Annotated in this window: 12 protein-coding genes and 3 tRNA genes; 7 read left to right on the top strand and 8 right to left on the bottom strand. The window is 72.5% G+C overall.

Annotated features, from left to right (window positions below; genetic code table 11):
• Positions 1-98 precede the first annotated feature (98 nt).
• From ACGFNF_RS17730 to ACGFNF_RS17695, 8 genes are all read right to left on the bottom strand, one after another.
• Positions 99-172: transfer RNA gene (locus ACGFNF_RS17730), tRNA-Phe, on the bottom strand.
• Between the two features lie 98 nt (positions 173-270).
• Positions 271-347, bottom strand: a tRNA-Asp gene (locus ACGFNF_RS17725).
• A gap of 32 nt (positions 348-379) precedes the next feature.
• Positions 380-452, bottom strand: a tRNA-Glu gene (locus ACGFNF_RS17720).
• Positions 453-605: 153 nt separating this feature from the next.
• Positions 606-1,400 (bottom strand): polysaccharide deacetylase family protein, encoded by a 795-nt coding sequence (locus ACGFNF_RS17715; protein ID WP_393169059.1) that lies wholly within the window; start codon positions 1,398-1,400, stop codon positions 606-608.
• A 76-nt stretch (positions 1,401-1,476) separates the two neighbouring features.
• On the bottom strand, positions 1,477-2,427 hold the full coding sequence (locus tag ACGFNF_RS17710) for a MerR family transcriptional regulator (protein WP_393169058.1): 951 nt from the start codon (positions 2,425-2,427) through the stop codon (positions 1,477-1,479).
• Entirely contained in the window at positions 2,417-3,046 is a 630-nt protein-coding gene (idi, locus tag ACGFNF_RS17705; protein WP_393169056.1) for an isopentenyl-diphosphate Delta-isomerase, read from the bottom strand. The genes ACGFNF_RS17710 and idi overlap by 11 nt, the downstream gene beginning before the upstream one ends.
• Positions 3,047-3,080: 34 nt before the next feature.
• Positions 3,081-4,589: a phytoene desaturase family protein gene (gene crtI, locus ACGFNF_RS17700; RefSeq protein WP_357576969.1), complete on the bottom strand. Its 1,509-nt coding sequence runs from the start codon at positions 4,587-4,589 to the stop codon at positions 3,081-3,083.
• On the bottom strand, positions 4,589-5,743 hold the full coding sequence (locus ACGFNF_RS17695) for a polyprenyl synthetase family protein (protein WP_357576926.1): 1,155 nt from the start codon (positions 5,741-5,743) through the stop codon (positions 4,589-4,591). Before ACGFNF_RS17695 ends, crtI begins: the two co-directional genes overlap by 1 nt.
• Before the next feature lie 65 nt (positions 5,744-5,808).
• Here ACGFNF_RS17695 and ACGFNF_RS17690 point away from each other — a divergent pair, with 65 nt between their 5' ends.
• From ACGFNF_RS17690 to ACGFNF_RS17660, 7 genes are all read left to right on the top strand, one after another.
• Positions 5,809-6,747 (top strand): phytoene/squalene synthase family protein, encoded by a 939-nt coding sequence (locus tag ACGFNF_RS17690; protein ID WP_393169053.1) that lies wholly within the window; start codon positions 5,809-5,811, stop codon positions 6,745-6,747.
• Positions 6,748-6,787: 40 nt separating this feature from the next.
• Positions 6,788-8,245, top strand: a complete 1,458-nt coding sequence (locus ACGFNF_RS17685; protein WP_393169051.1) for a dihydrolipoyl dehydrogenase family protein — start codon at positions 6,788-6,790, stop codon at positions 8,243-8,245.
• A 112-nt stretch (positions 8,246-8,357) separates the two neighbouring features.
• On the top strand, positions 8,358-9,359 hold the full coding sequence (locus ACGFNF_RS17680) for a LacI family DNA-binding transcriptional regulator (RefSeq protein ID WP_132235096.1): 1,002 nt from the start codon (positions 8,358-8,360) through the stop codon (positions 9,357-9,359).
• A gap of 363 nt (positions 9,360-9,722) precedes the next feature.
• Entirely contained in the window at positions 9,723-11,102 is a 1,380-nt protein-coding gene (locus ACGFNF_RS17675) for an ABC transporter substrate-binding protein (protein ID WP_393169049.1), read from the top strand.
• A 78-nt stretch (positions 11,103-11,180) separates the two neighbouring features.
• Positions 11,181-12,137 carry a carbohydrate ABC transporter permease gene (locus tag ACGFNF_RS17670; protein ID WP_393169047.1) on the top strand — a complete coding sequence of 319 codons (957 nt, stop codon included), beginning with the start codon at positions 11,181-11,183 and terminating at the stop codon, positions 12,135-12,137.
• A 12-nt stretch (positions 12,138-12,149) separates the two neighbouring features.
• Positions 12,150-13,037, top strand: a complete 888-nt coding sequence (locus tag ACGFNF_RS17665; protein ID WP_393169045.1) for a carbohydrate ABC transporter permease — start codon at positions 12,150-12,152, stop codon at positions 13,035-13,037.
• Between the two features lie 138 nt (positions 13,038-13,175).
• Positions 13,176-14,789, top strand: coding sequence for an alpha-amylase family glycosyl hydrolase (locus ACGFNF_RS17660; RefSeq protein WP_393169043.1), 1,614 nt, complete (start codon positions 13,176-13,178; stop codon positions 14,787-14,789).
• Positions 14,790-14,883 lie beyond the last annotated feature (94 nt).

Here is a 14,883-nt window from a genome sequence, read left to right as displayed (position 1 = left end):
CGCCGCCACGTCGAGGACTGCCGGAGCCGCCCGGTACGCAGAAGCGCCGACCGGCGTTTCCGCTGGTCGGCGCTTCAGTAGCCCGGCGAAAGGCTATGTGGCCAGGGGCGGGGTCGAACCGCCGACCTTCCGATTTTCAGTCGGACGCTCGTACCAACTGAGCTACCTGGCCGTGTTGCTCGGTTCATGCTACCCGCACGGTGGGTTCTCCGCCGGAAGGGTCACATGCCCCGATACGCAGAACGCCGCGCAGGGCGCGGCGTTCTCCGCTGGCGGTCCTGACGGGACTTGAACCCGCGACCTCCGCCTTGACAGGGCGGCGAGCACTCCAACTGCTCCACAGGACCTAGCTTTGTTGCCTCCGGCCGAAGCCGGACCGTGCCCCCAACGGGATTCGAACCCGTGCTACCGCCTTGAAAGGGCGGCGTCCTGGGCCGCTAGACGATGAGGGCGGCCCCGCCATCATTGCACACTCGCAACTTCAAGCGGACTTGCTCCCATCCGGCCCCGCCGGAGGCTTGGATAGCTTACGTGATGATCGGTCCGTCGACCAAACCGGTATGGCCCTGACCACAACGCACCGCAAAACCGCAGGTCAGGGGGCTCTAGCGGAGCCGGGCGACGCCGTAGCGGCGCTTCAGGTCGGCGATCAGGCGTGGGCTGGCGGCCAGCGTGGCGGCCCGATCGCCGCCGCCGTCGTGCAGCAGCACGATCGAGCCGGGGCGGGCCGCGGCGCGTACCCGCTTGGCGATCGTCGCGGCGGTCGGCTTGCCCCAGTCCTGCGGGTCGACGTGCCAGTGCAGCGACCGCATGCCGAGTTGCTTGGCGACCGTCACCACCTCGGCCGTCCACCGGCCGCCCGGCTGCCGGTAGAACGGCACCTTGGCGCCCGGCACCGCCGCCCGGATGGCCGCGTTGGTGCGCAGGAGGTCCCGCCGGATCTCGGCGGCCGGACGCCGGGCGAGATCCAGGTCGTGGTTCCAGCTGTGGTTGCAGAGTTGGTGGCCCTCCCGCACGATCCGCCGCACCAGGTCGGGATGGCGCCGGGCCTGCTTGCCCACCACGCAGAAGGTGGCGGTGACCTTGGCCGCCCGGAGGCGGTCGAGGACCTTCGGCGTCCAGGTCGGGTCCGGCCCGTCGTCGAAGGTCAGCGCCACCGTCCGTGCGCCGGTCGTGCGCCGCAGCCCCACCGGCAGCTTCGGCGGCAGCGGCCGGACCAGGCGCCTGGGCGGGGTGCCGCGGGTCGGTCGCGGGGCGGCCGACGGAGCCGGCTCGGCCGGCAGCGGGGCCGAGGCGACGGGGTCGGGGCCGGCGGCCTGCCGGCCCGTCGCGGTGCCGTCGCCGCAGCCGCCGAGGAGGATCAGGGCCAGACCGGTGGCCAGCACGGCGCGTAGGCGCATCGTTCGCTCCCGGAGGGGGTCGGGGTCGGCGGACCTCCCGACGCTAGTGGACGGCGTCCCGCCCTCGGCACCCCCGTCAGTCCGCCGTCGCCTGGTCCAGGGAGTCGCGTAGGGCGAGCGCCAGCGAGACCGCCTCGGTGAGGTCGACCGGCCGCACCACCCCGGCGGGCAGCGAGTCCGCCAGCCAGCCCGGCCCGGCGGCGAGCACCAGCAGTGGCCGGCGGGGCGCGGCGAGCAGGGCGTTGAGCTGGGTGGGGTCGGCGGTGGCCCGGGTGTGCGACCAGATCACCACGGCGGCCGGACCGGTCCGGTTGACGGCCTCGAGCAGCGCGGGCAGCGGCATCCGGGCGCCGAGCATCCGGTAGCCGACCCCGGCCTCGGCGAGCGCGGCGGCGAGCGCCTCCAGCGGCAGGGTGTGCTGCTCCTCGTCGGCGCAGGTGAGCACGATGCGCGGTGGGCCGGCGGGCGCGCCGGCCCGGGCGGCCACCGCGAACGCCTCCGAGACGCAGCGCGACATCAGGTGCTCGACCTCGACCAGCCCACCGGTGGCGGCGTGCCGCTCCCCGATGCCGAAGAGCACGGGGCGCAGCAAGCCGTCCCAGGTGGCGACCACGCCGTCCGCCTGGACGGCCCGGGCGATCGTCTCGCCGATCGCGACCGCGTCCAGCCGCATGGCGGCGCGGGCCAGCCCTCGGGCCGCCGGCCCGGCCCGGCCGACCGGGATCGTCGTACCGCCGCCGTCCCGGCCGGCGACGGCGCGCACCCGTGGGGGTACGGCGGCGTCGGCGGGCACGGCGTCCGGTGCCCGGCGGGCCCAGCGGGCCGCCTCCGCCGGGGTGACCCCCTGGGCGGTGAGCCGTCGCATGATCTCCAGGCGCGCGAGGTCGGCCGGCGTGTAGCGCCGGTGGTGCCCGGGTACGTGCTCGCTGGGCCCGAGGCCGTAGCGCTGGTGCCAGGTGCGCAGGGTGGTCACGGCGACGCCCAGCCGTCGGGCGACGGCTCCCGCGCTCAGCGCCTCATCGGCCACCCGACCGCTCCGAGGCGTCGTTCGCCGGCGGGCCGGGCGGGCTGGCGTCCGGACCCGGCGGGCTGGGCGGGCCGACGGCCGTCCCCGAGGGGGCCAGCAGGCGGTTCACCACCCCGCCCAGCCACGGTGCGTACGCGCGGGGGTCGGCGTCGAGGTCGGCCGCCAGCGAGAGGGGGTCCACCCAGCGCAGCTCGGCCACCTCGTCGGGGTCGGGCAGCAGCGGGTCGCCCGGCCGGAACTCGCCCCGCAGGACGTGGTCGTACTCGAACTCGACCCGACCGGTGACCGGGTCCTCGGCGTAGTAGACGTACACCCCGACCTCGGTCAGCTCGACCGGGCCGGCGCCGAGCTCCTCGCGCAGCCGGCGGTTGGCGGCCTCGACGAGGGACTCGCCCGGCGTCGGGTGGCCGCAGCACGAGTTGGCCCAGCGCAGCGGGAAGCGGGTCTTCACCGGCGCCCGCCGTTGCAGCAGCACCCGGCCGTCGGGGTCGACGAGCAGCACCGAGAAGGCGCGGTGGAGCTGGCCCGGGGGCTGGTGGGCGGCGGCCACGGTGGTCTCGCCCTGCGGCCGCCCGGCGTCGTCGACGAGCTCGACGAGATGCTTCTCGCGGGTGGTCACGGCAGGTGTCTCCAGGGTCCGAGGGGGAGGGCCATCATGCTGCCCCGGTGATGCGGCCGGCGGCCAGCTTGCCGGAGATGAGCACCATGGGCACGCCGACGCCGGGCTGGGTGCCCGAGCCGACGAAGACGACGTTCGGCAGCGTCCGGTGCAGGTTCGACGGGCGGAACGGGCCGGTCTGGAAGAGGCTGTGGGCGGCGGCGAACGGGGTGCCGGCGGCCATGCCCTGCTCCGCCCACTCGGCCGGGGTCACGGCCCGCAGCACCTCGACGCCGGCCCCGAAGCCGACGTAGCCGCGCTCCTCCAGGGTCCCGACGAGCTGGTCGGCGTAGCGCTGGGTGAGATCGCCCCGCCAGTCGAAGGGCGCCCGGTCGAGGTTGGGCACCGGGGCGAGCACGTAGTAGGTGTGCCGCCCGGCCGGCGCCACCGACGGGTCGGTCCGGCTCGGGTTGGTGACCAGCAGGGACGGGTCGCTCATCAGCTCGCCCCGCCGGATGACCTCATCGAAGGTGCCCTTCCACGACCGTCCGAAGTGGATGTTGTGGTGGGCGATCTTCCCATACCCCTGGGTCGACCCGACGTGCAGGACCACGCAGGAAGGGGAGTAGGTGAGCCGGCGCGGACGGCTCGGCGGCAGCAGGTCGCGGTAGGCGACCGGCAGGTCGGGATTGAGCACGACCACGTCGGCCGGGATCAGCTCGCCGTCTGCGGTCACCACGCCGGTGGCCCGGCCGTGCGCGGTCTCCACCCGGGTCACCGTGGTGTCGTAGCGGATCTCGACGCCGTGCTTCTCGGCGGCGCCGGCCATGCCCCGGGAGACGGCGTGGATGCCGCCGCGCGGGAAGTACACGCCGGCCACCGAGTCGAGGTACGCGATGACCGCGTAGATGGCCAGCGCGTCGTGTGGGGCGAGGCCGGCGTACATCGCCTGGAAGGAGAAGATCCGCTGGGTGCGCGGGTCCCGGAAGAACTGGTTGATCTTCGTCTGGAGCCGGCGGAACGCGCCGCCCGCCAGCAGCTTCACGAGGTTTCCGGTGAGCAGGTCGGTGGGCGCGTCCAGGTTGCGCTCGATGAAGTCGGCGCGTTCCCACTGCCACAGCCTGCGTGCGTAGTCGACGAAGCGCAGGTAGCCGTCGGCCTCGCGCGGGCCGCAGACCCGGGCGATCTCGGCGGCCATCCGCGTGGTGTCGGTGATGACGTCCAGCGTCGACCCGTCCGGGTAGTACGCCCGGTAGGCCGGGTCGAGCGGGGTGAGGTCGAGCCAGTCGTCCAGCTCCTCGCCGACCGCGCCGAGCGCCTCGGCGATCAGGTCGGGCATGGTGAGCACGGTGGGTCCGGTGTCGAACTCGTAGCCGTCCACGCCGAGCCGGCCGGCCCGGCCGCCCGGTACCGGCTCGCGCTCCAGCACGGTCACCTGCCGACCGCTGCCCGCCAGGTGCAGCGCGCAGGCCAGCCCGCCCAGCCCGGCGCCGACGACGACCACCCGGTCCGTACGCCCGTCGACGGTGCGCACGCGACCACCTCCTTGTGCGAAGTTGCCCATCATGCCCGCCGGTTGGTGGCGGCGGTGGCGAGGCCGGTCAGCGCGGTGCGCGCGGTCTCGTCGATCGACGCGGTGCCGAGGGCGGTCAGCGCCTCGTCGACCCGGTCGGAGATCATGCGCTCGACCCGGTCGACCGCCCCGGTGTCGGCGACCAGTTCGGCGAGGCGGGCGACCTCCGCGTCCCCCACGTCGGCGCCGAGGCCGTCCAGGGCGCGCCGCTGGGTCGGCGTGGCGAGCTGCCGGGCCAGCATGAGCAGCACGGTCGGCTTGCCGGTGCGCAGGTCGTCGCCGGCCGGCTTGCCGGTGGTGGCCGGGTCGCCGTAGACGCCGAGCAGGTCGTCGCAGAGCTGGAACGCCTCGCCGACGGCCAGCCCGTAGCGGGTGTACGCGGCGGTCAGCGGGGCGTCGCCGCCGACGCCGGCCAGGCAGGCGCCGAAGAGTAGCGGACGCTGCACCGTGTAGCTCGCGGTCTTGTAGCGGGCGACCCGCAGCGCCCGGTCGACCGACCAGTTCGCCGCGTCGCTCTCGCCGAGCACGTCGAGGTACTGCCCGGCGATCGTCTCCACGCGCATCTGGTCGTAGCAGCGCCGGACGTCGAGCAGGCGGGCCGGCGGCAGCGTCGCGTGCGCGAGGAGCCGGTCGGCCCAGACCATGCAGAGGTCGCCGATCAGCACCGCGACCGCCTCGCCGAACCGATGCGGGTCGCCCCGGTGGCCGGCGGCGGCGTGCCGGGCGGCCAGCGCCACGTGCGCGGTGGGCCGGCCACGGCGGGTGGCGGAGGCGTCCATCACGTCGTCCTGGACGAGGGCGAAGGTGTGCAGCAGCTCCAGGGCGGCGAACGCGGGCAGCACCGCCGGCAGCGGACCCGTGCCGCCGGGCGCGCCGCGCCACCCCCAGTAGGCGAACGTGGGTCGGACGCGCTTGCCGCCGGCCAGCACGCAGTCGCGCGCCGTCGCGGCGAATCCGCCCATCGCCGCGTCGATCTCGCGCAACGCGTCGACCTCGGTCGCCAGGAAGGCGGCGAGGGTGTCCTGCACCGCCGTGACCAGGTCCTTCGTGTACGCGGCCAGGACCGCCCGGACCGGATCGTCCCCGTCGGTCGGGCCGGCGGGGGCCACGCGGAGCGAGTTACCCGCAACTGCGTCGTTGGCCATGTGACCGAGCGTACCCTAGGCTTACGAGTTGCGTCGATTCGTGCGTCGATAAATGAGGAGGGCCGGTGGACACCGATCTCACCGCTGCCTATGACCGCTGCCGTGAGCTGCACAAACGGCACGGCCGCACCTACTATCTCGCCACCCGGCTGCTGCCCGCTTGGAAACGGCGGCATGTGCACGCCTTGTACGGATTCACGCGCTACGCCGACGAGATCGTCGACCGCACCGAGGAACTTCCCCCTGCCGAGCGCGCCGCCCGACTCGACGACTGGGCCGGCCGCTTCGTCGCCGGACTGCACGGCGAACCGGTGGACGACCCGCTGCTCCCCGCCGTGCTGCACACGATCGCCGTCTTCGATCTCGACCGGGACGACTTCGCGTCGTTTCTCAAGAGCATGGCGATGGACCTGACGGTCACCTCGTACCGCACCTACGACCACCTGCTCGACTACATGGAGGGCTCGGCGGCGGTGATCGGCACCATGATGCTGCCGATCCTGGGCAGCTCCGACCCGGCGGCGGCCCGGGAGCCGGCCCGCCAGCTCGGCTTCGCCTTCCAGCTCACCAACTTCATCCGGGACGTGGCCGAGGACCTCGACCGGGGGCGGACCTACCTGCCCGACGACGACCTGGCCCTGTTCGGCGTCACCCGGGAGGACCTGGCCGAGGCGCGCGCCCGGGGCCGCGCCACGTCCCGGATCCGGGAGCTGATCGCGTACGAGGTGACCCGCGCCCAGGCGCACTACGTCGCCGCGGCTCCCGGGATCACCCTGCTCGCACCCGCCTCGCAGGCCTGCATGCGCACCGCGTACGCGCTCTACGGCGGGATCCTGGACGAGGTGGCCGCGCAGGACTACGACGTCTTCGTCGACCGGGCGCTGGTGCCGCAGCGCCGCCGGCTGGCGGTGGCCGCCCGCGCCCTGCTCACCCCCGCCGGCACGCCGGTGGTGATCCCCGGCCCCGCCCGGGTGCCCGGCCCGCTGGCCGTGCCGACCCCGTGACCCGCTGGCCGGCCGCCGGGCGGTGCGCGATGCTGGCGGGATGGCGGATCCGGAACTGGTGGACGTGGTCGTGGTCGGGCTCGGGGTCGGCGGCGAGGAGGTGGCCGGGCGGCTCGCCGAGGCGGGGCTGACCGTCGTCGGCGTCGAGCGTGACCTGGTCGGCGGGGAGTGCCCGTACTGGGGGTGTGTGCCGAGCAAGATGATGATCCGGGCGGCCAACGCGATCGCCGAGGCCCGCCGGGTGGACGGGCTCGCGGGCACCGCCGAGGTGCGGCCCGACTGGGCGCCGGTGGCGAAGCGGATCCGCGAGGAGGCCACCGACACCTGGGACGACACGGTCGCGGTACAGCGGTTCACCGGCAAGGGCGGGCGGTTCGTCCGGGGCACCGCCCGGCTCGACGGCCCCGGCCGGGTGCGCGTGGGCGAGCGGGTCTTCCAGGCCCGGCACGGGATCGTGCTCGGCACCGGCACCAGCCCGTCCGTGCCGCCGGTCGACGGGCTGGCCGACACGCCGTACTGGACCAACCGGCAGGCGATCGAGGTCGAGGAGCTGCCGGAGTCGCTGCTGGTGCTGGGCGGCGGGGCGATCGGGCTGGAGCTGGCGCAGGTCTTCGCCCGGTTCGGGGTTCGGGTCACCGTGGTCGAGGCCCTGGACCGGGTGCTCGCCGTCGAGGAGCCCGAGGCGTCCGAGGTGGCCGCCGCCGCGCTGCGCGCCGACGGGGTGGAGATCCACACCGGGGTACGGGCGGAGCGGGTCGGCCACGACGGGCGCGGCTTCACCCTGCACGCGGCCGGTGGGGCGCGGTTCACCGCCGAGCGGCTGCTGGTGGTGACCGGTCGCCGGGCCCACCTGGACGAGCTGGGCCTGGACACCGTCGGGGTGGACGCCGGCCGGCGCTATCTGTCCGTGGACGACCGGCTGCACGTGACGGAGGGGATCTGGGCGGTCGGCGACGTCACCGGCGAGGGGGCGTTCACGCACGTCGCGATGTACCAGGCGGGGATCGTCGTCGCCGACGTGCTCGACCACGCCCGGCGCGCCGCAGGCGGGCCCGACCCCAGCGGCACCGCGAGCGCGACGGGCGGCGCGTCGGGCACCACCGGCGTGCGCGGTTCCGCCGGTGCGGTGCCGCGCGCCGACTACCGGGCGCTGCCCCGGGTGACCTTCACCGACCCCGAGGTCGGCGCGGTCGGCCTCACCGAGTCGCAGGCCCGCGAGCGGGGCGTCAACGTGCAGGTCGGCCTCGCCCGGTTGCCGTCGTCGGCGCGGGGCTGGATCCACAAGGCCGGCAACGAGGGCTTCGTCAAGCTGGTCGCGGACGCCGACCAGGGCGTGCTGATCGGCGCGACCTCGGTGGGGCCGGCCGGTGGCGAGGTGCTCTCCGGCCTGGCGGTGGCGGTGCACGCGGCCGTGCCGCTCGCCCGGCTCCGGCAGATGATCTACGCGTACCCGACCTTCCACCGGACGGTCGAGGACGCGCTGCGGAACATGTCCTGACGACCGGGCTGCATGCCGGATGCCGGATGGCGGGCAGCGCGCGGCAGCGGAAGGCAATCGCCCGGCAGATGGCTGCTCATTTCTTTCATTCCGATGACGTACGATTGCGGCCGTGACGAAGCGGTTGACCGAAGTTGCCAAGAAGGCGGGCGTCAGCGAGGCCACCGTCAGCCGGGTGCTCAACGGCCGGGACGGGGTCTCCGAGGCGACCCGGACGGCGGTGCTGACCGCGCTGGACGTGCTCGGCTACGAGCGGCCCACCAAGCTGCGCGGCGAGCGCGCCCGGCTGGTCGGGCTGGTGCTGCCCGAGTTGCAGAACCCGATCTTTCCGGCGCTCGCCGAGGTGGTCACCGGATCCCTCGCCCAGCGGGGGTTCACCCCGGCGCTCTGCGCCCGCACCATCGGTGGCGTCTCCGAGATGGACTACGTGGAGATGCTCCTCGACCACCAGGTCTCCGGGGTGATCTTCGCCGGTGGGTCGTACGCGCTCGCCGACGCCCGGCACGACCACTACCGCCGGCTGACCGACCGGGGCCTGCCGGTGGTGCTGGTCAACGCGGGGGTGGACGAGTTGGGCTTCCCCCGGGTCTCCACGGACGACGCGGTGGCGGTGGAGCAGGCGTACGGGCACCTGCGCTCGCTCGGGCACGAGCGGATCGGGATGGTGCTCGGCCCGGAGGGGCACGTGCCGTCCCGGCGCAAGTTGGACGCGATGGCCCAGGCGGCGGGCTGGGGTGACGACACGGCGTACGTGGAGCGCTCCAGCTTCTCCATGGAGGGGGCACGGGTCGCCGCGACCAAGCTGGTCGAGCGCGGCGTGACCGGCATCGTCTGCGCCAGCGACGTGCTGGCCCTGGGCGCCATCCGGGCCGCCCGGCGGCTGGGTCGGGTGGTGCCGACCGACGTGTCGGTGGTGGGCTTCGACGACTCCGCGTTCATGACCTGCACCGACCCGCCGCTGACCACGGTGCGGCAGCCGATCGAGACCATGGGGCAGGCCGCCGTGGACCTGCTGGTCACCCAGATCGAGGGCGCCGGCGTGCTGCACGACGAGCTGCTGTTCGAGCCCGAGCTGGTCGTCCGCGGCTCCACCGCGCCCGCCCCCGGTCGCTGACCCGGGTCCGCCCCCGCCCACCTGAACGACGGAACGGCCGTCGACCGCTGCCTGCGGTCGGCGGCCGTTCCGTTCTGCCTGCCCGCTGGCAGGAACCAATCGGGGTCAAAGCCGCAACTCGGCCGCCTTCCAAGATCCTGTCAAAATCTGTCGTATCAAAGTCTCGTCTTTTCAACGCGGGATCGATACCTTGCTGGGACAAGTTCGCTTGACTACAGTGACCCCACTCACACCTGGCCCCGGCGCAGCTACCCGGGATCAGGTCGCTTGGCAGATGCAGATCAGTGCCGGCGCATCGGCGCGGTGACGACCACCGGGCATCAGCGCAGGTCATGGAGACACCGTTCCCGAAGGGATGGACAGATGTCCGTACCGCAGTACCGGAAGACTGCGGCGTTGGCGCTCGTGGCCGGCCTGGGGCTCAGCCTTGCGGCCTGTTCGACGAAGAGCGACGACGCGACAGGCAGCGCAGGCGGCAAGGTCACCGTCACCGTCGACTGCCAGCCGGTCGGCTCCCAGAAAGAGCTGTTGAAGAACTGGAACGACGACGTCGCCGAATTCCAGCGGCAGAACCCCGACATCGTCATCAAGAGCGTGAGCGTCGGCGAGCAGTGCAACAACCCGCCGGACTTCACCGCCCGCCTGGCCGGTGGCACCGTGACCGACCTGTTCTACGGATACATGACCGATCTCCAGCAGGTGCTGGACTCCGGCCAGGCGATGGACATCAGCGAGTACGCCGACAAGGACACGATCCCCACCTGGGACAGCGTCGACCCGGCGCTCAAGGAGGCCTTCAGCCACGACGGGAAGCTCTACGCCGTCCCGGCGAAGAACTACTCGATGGGCCTGGTCTACAACAAGGTGCTGTTCCAGCAGGCGGGGCTCGACGCCAACAACCCGCCCAGGACGTGGCCCGAGGTCCGGGCGGCCGCCAAGAAGATCTCCGCGCTCGGCAACGGCATCGCCGGCTACTCGGAGTACAGCGCCGGCAACACCGGCGGCTGGCACTTCACCTCCCTGCTCTACTCGCAGGGCGGCCGGATGCTGACCGAGGACGGCAAGAAGGCCGACTTCAACAACGCCATGGGCAAGCAGGTCCTGCAGAACCTCAAGGACATGCGGTACGGCGACAACAGCATGGGCAGCCGCCAGCTGCTCCAGTGGGGCGACCTGCTGACCAACGCCGCCGCCGGCAAGGTGGGCATGTTCATCGGCGCGCCGGACGCCACCCAGGCGATCGTCAGCCAGTTCCAGGGCAAGTTCCAGGACTGGGCGATGGCCCCGCTGCCCGGCCAGGACGGCCCGGCGAAGGGCACGCTCGGCGGCGGCGAGGGCTACTTCTTCAAGAAGGGCCTCTCCCCGGAGCAGGTCGAGGCCGGTCTGAAGTGGATCGCCTACCAGAAGCTGACGCCAGGCAAGGGCCAGTTCGACTACGTGCGGGCCAAGCCGCAGAACTACCCGGTCGGCCTGCCCCAGCCGCTGCTCTTCGCGGGCGGCAGTGACGCGCAGAAGCAGGAGCTCGAACTGCGCAAGGCGAACGCGAACGTCGACACCGCCAACTTCGCGCTCTTCGAGGCCACCCCGGTGCAGATCAAGGGCGAACCGCGCAACGCGCAGGCGATCTACGCGGTGCTCGACGCGGCGATGTCCGGGGTGCTGACCAACCCGAACGCGAACATCGACGCGCTGCTCAAGACGGCCGAGGACAAGGTCAACCAGCTCCTCGCCGCACAGAGCTGACCCGACGGTGGGGGCCGGTGCGCCGGCCCCCACCCCGCCCGCACCGCCCGTCCGGTCACCGACTCACCAGGAGTTGCCTTGGCGATCCTCTCCGCCCCGGGGACCACCAGAGACACGGGTCGTCCCGCGTCGACGTCCCCGGTCGGGCCGCAGCGTACGAGCCTCGGCCGCAAGGTGCGGGACAACCTCACCGGCCACGCGTTCCTGATCGGTGCGGTGCTCTGCTTCGCGGTCTTCTCCTGGTACCCGATGATCCGCGGCATCGTGATGAGCTTCCAGCGCACCCGGCGCGGCGAGACCACCTGGGTGGGCTGGGACAACTACGCCCGCATCCTCGACGACCCGAGCTTCTGGACCGCCTGGAAGAACACCTTCTACTTCACGGTCCTCGCGCTCGTCCTCGGCTACGTGGTGCCGTTCTTCGTGGCGATCCTGCTCAACGAGTTCCGCCACGCCAAGGGGTACCTGCGGATCCTGGTCTACCTGCCGGTGATGCTGCCGCCGGCCTCGGCGCTCTTCCTGTTCAAGTTCTACGCGTACGACCCCAGCGACGCGGGACTCCTCAACGCGATCCTCAAGGCCCTGCACCTGCCGACGTCGCAGTGGATGCAGTCCCCCGACATGACGATGCCCGCGATGGTGCTGGCGTCGACCTGGATGAACATGGGCAGCGCGGTGCTGATCTACCTGGCGGCGTTGCAGAACATCCCCGGCGAGCTCTACGAGGCGGCCGAGCTGGACGGCGCCGGGATCTGGCGGCGGATCCTGCACGTGACCGTCCCGCAGACCCGGCTGATCCTCGCGCTCCTGGCGATGCTCCAGATCGTCGCCACCATGCAGCTCTTCATCGAGCCGCTGATCCTCGCCAACGGCGCGGGCGCGGAGGACTCGGCGACCTCGGTCGCGTACCTCATCTATCAGCACGGGTTCTTCCAGAACGACCTCAACGGGGCCGCGGCGCTCGGCGTGATCATGCTCGTGGTGCTGGCCGGGTTCTCCGCCGTCTACGTGCGGCTGACTGCGAAACAGGACTAGGACGGACGCGGAATGGCACAGGACTCCGGGACCCGGACACTCGTCTCCCCCGCCCAGCTCAGGCGGGGACGCGGCAGGGTGATCTACTGGGCGCTGCTCGCCGTCGTCGTGACGGGCTTCACGCTCGTCTTCCTCGGGCCCCTCTACTGGATGGTCACCGGCGCGCTCAAGTCCGGCCAGGAGATCGCGCAGACCCCGCCGTCGCTGTTCCCGAAGGATCCGCAGCCGCAGAACTACGTCGAGGCGTGGAACAACCTCGACCTCGCCAAGCTGCTGTTCAACACCTTCTACTACGCGGCCGGCGCGGTCCTGTTCCAACTCGTCTTCGACACCGCCGCGGCGTACTCCCTGTCGAAGCTCCGGCCGATCTTCGGCAACGTGATCCTCGGCCTGATGCTGGCGACGCTGATGATCCCCGCGATGGTCCTCATCGTCCCGCAGTACGTGACCGTGATCGACCTGCCGATCCTGCACGTCAACCTGCTCGACTCGCCGTTCGCGATCTGGCTGCCCCTGGTCGCGAACGCGTTCAACATCTTCCTCCTGAAACGGTTCTTCGACTCGATCCCGGAGGAGCTGATGGCGGCGGCCCTCATGGACGGGGCGACCCCGCTGCGCACGCTCTGGTCGATCGTCCTGCCGATGTCGCGCCCCATCCTCGGCGTGGTCTCGATCTTCGCCGTGACCGCGGTCTGGAAGGACTTCCTCTGGCCGAAGCTGGTCATGCCGTCGCCCGAGACCCGGACGGTCAGCGTCGGCATCTACGCCTTCTCGGGCGGTACGCCCATGAACGTGGTGGTCGCCGCCTCGGTCATCGCCGCGATCCCGACCGTCATCGTCTTCCTGATCTTCCAGCGGAACATCATGTCCGGCCTCACCACGGGCAGCCTCAAGGGATAGCCCCCGGCGCAACGTTCCGCGGCGAACAACGACTGTTTGCCCGGGACACCTCAAGGTCCGGCGAACCCGCCGACGCACTGACGCAGAAAGCAGGTGCTCGTGTCCAGAGCAGACAAAGGTCCGTGGTGGCGTGGAGCGGTGATCTACCAGGTGTACCCGCGTAGCTTCGCCGACGGCGACGGCGACGGCATCGGCGACATCGCCGGCATCCGGTCGCGGCTGGACTACCTGTCCGCGCTCGGCGTCGACGCGATCTGGTTCAGCCCCTGGTACCCCTCCCCGATGGCCGACGCCGGCTACGACGTGGCCGACTACCGCGACATCGACCCGGTTTTCGGCACCCTGGCCGAGGCGGAGGCGCTGATCGCGGAGGCACACGCGCTCGGCATCAGGAGCATCGTCGACGTGGTGCCGAACCACTGCTCCGACGCGCACCCCTGGTTCCAGGCGGCGCTCGCCGGCGGCCCGGACGCCCCCGAGCGGGAGCTGTTCTGGTTCCGCCCCGGCCGGGGCCCGAACGGCGACCAGCGGCCCACCGACTGGGTCGGCGAGTTCGGCGGCGAGACCTGGACCCGGACCACCAACCCGGACGGCACCCCCGGCGACTGGTACCTGCACCTGTTCGCCCCGGAGCAGCCCGACTTCAACTGGGACCACCCCAGGGTGCGCGCCGAGTTCGAGGACATCCTCCGGTTCTGGTTCGACCGTGGGGTGGACGGCATCCGGATCGACTCGGCCGGCCTGCTGGTCAAGGACGGAACGCTGCCCGAGACGCTGCCGGGCCGGCCGCACCCGTTCCGCGACCTCGACGGGGTGCACGAGATCTACCGCGACTGGCGGCGGATCGCCGACGAGTACCCCGGCGACCGGGCACTGATCGGTGAGGTGTGGATGCCGGACCGGCAGCGGTTCGCCAACTACCTGCGCCCGGACGAGCTGCACACGGCGTTCAACTTCGACTTCCTCGGCTGCGCCTGGGACGCCTCGGCGCTGCGCGAGAGCATCGACGGAACGCTGAGCGTGCACGCGCTGGTCGGCGCGCCGGCCACCTGGGTGCTCTCCAACCACGACGTGACCCGGCACGTCACCCGCTACGGCCGGGCGGACACCACGTTCAGCTTCGCCGCCAAGCGCGAGGGCATCCCCACCGACCTGGAACTGGGCACCCGCCGGGCCCGGGCCGCAGCGCTGCTGTCGCTGTCGCTGCCCGGCGCCGCCTACGTCTACCAGGGCGAGGAGCTGGGCCTCTGGGAGGTCGAGGACATCCCGTTCGCGCTGCGCCAGGATCCAATGTGGGAACGCTCCGGCCGGATCGACCCCGGCCGGGACGGCTGCCGGGTGCCGCTGCCCTGGGCCGGCGACGAGCCGCCGTTCGGGTTCAGTCCGGACGGCGCCACCGCCCCCTGGCTGCCCCAGCCGGCCGGGTGGAAGGACCAGACGGTCCGGGCGCAGACCGGCGACGCGTCCTCGATGCTCGAGCTGTACCGGGCGGCGATCCGGATCCGGCGGGCCGAACCAGCGCTCGGCGACGGGACGATGAGCTGGCTGCCCGCCCCGGACGACGTGCTCGCCTACCACCGTCGGCCCGGCTTCACCTGCCTGGTCAACCTCTCGGACGTCGCGGTGCCGCTGCCGCCCCACACCGGGCGGCTGCTCGCCAGCGGGCCGCTCGACGACGACCTGCTTCCGCCGGACACCGCCGTCTGGCTGCGTACCGCCGAAGAAGACCCGGCCGGACCCGAAACGGTCTGACCACCCGCGCGGTGCCGGCGGCCCGTCCCGGCCGTCGGCACCGCGGCACCCGCACCCGGGAAGGAGGTGCGCAGCTCCAGCGCCACGTTGTAAC

It is taken from the genome of Micromonospora sp. NPDC048868 (assembly GCF_043198195.1).
Classification (GTDB): Bacteria; Actinomycetota; Actinomycetes; order Mycobacteriales; family Micromonosporaceae; genus Micromonospora; species Micromonospora reichwaldensis.
Note: the sequence above shows the minus strand (reverse complement) of the source record. Positions and strands in the feature narration are given on the sequence as shown.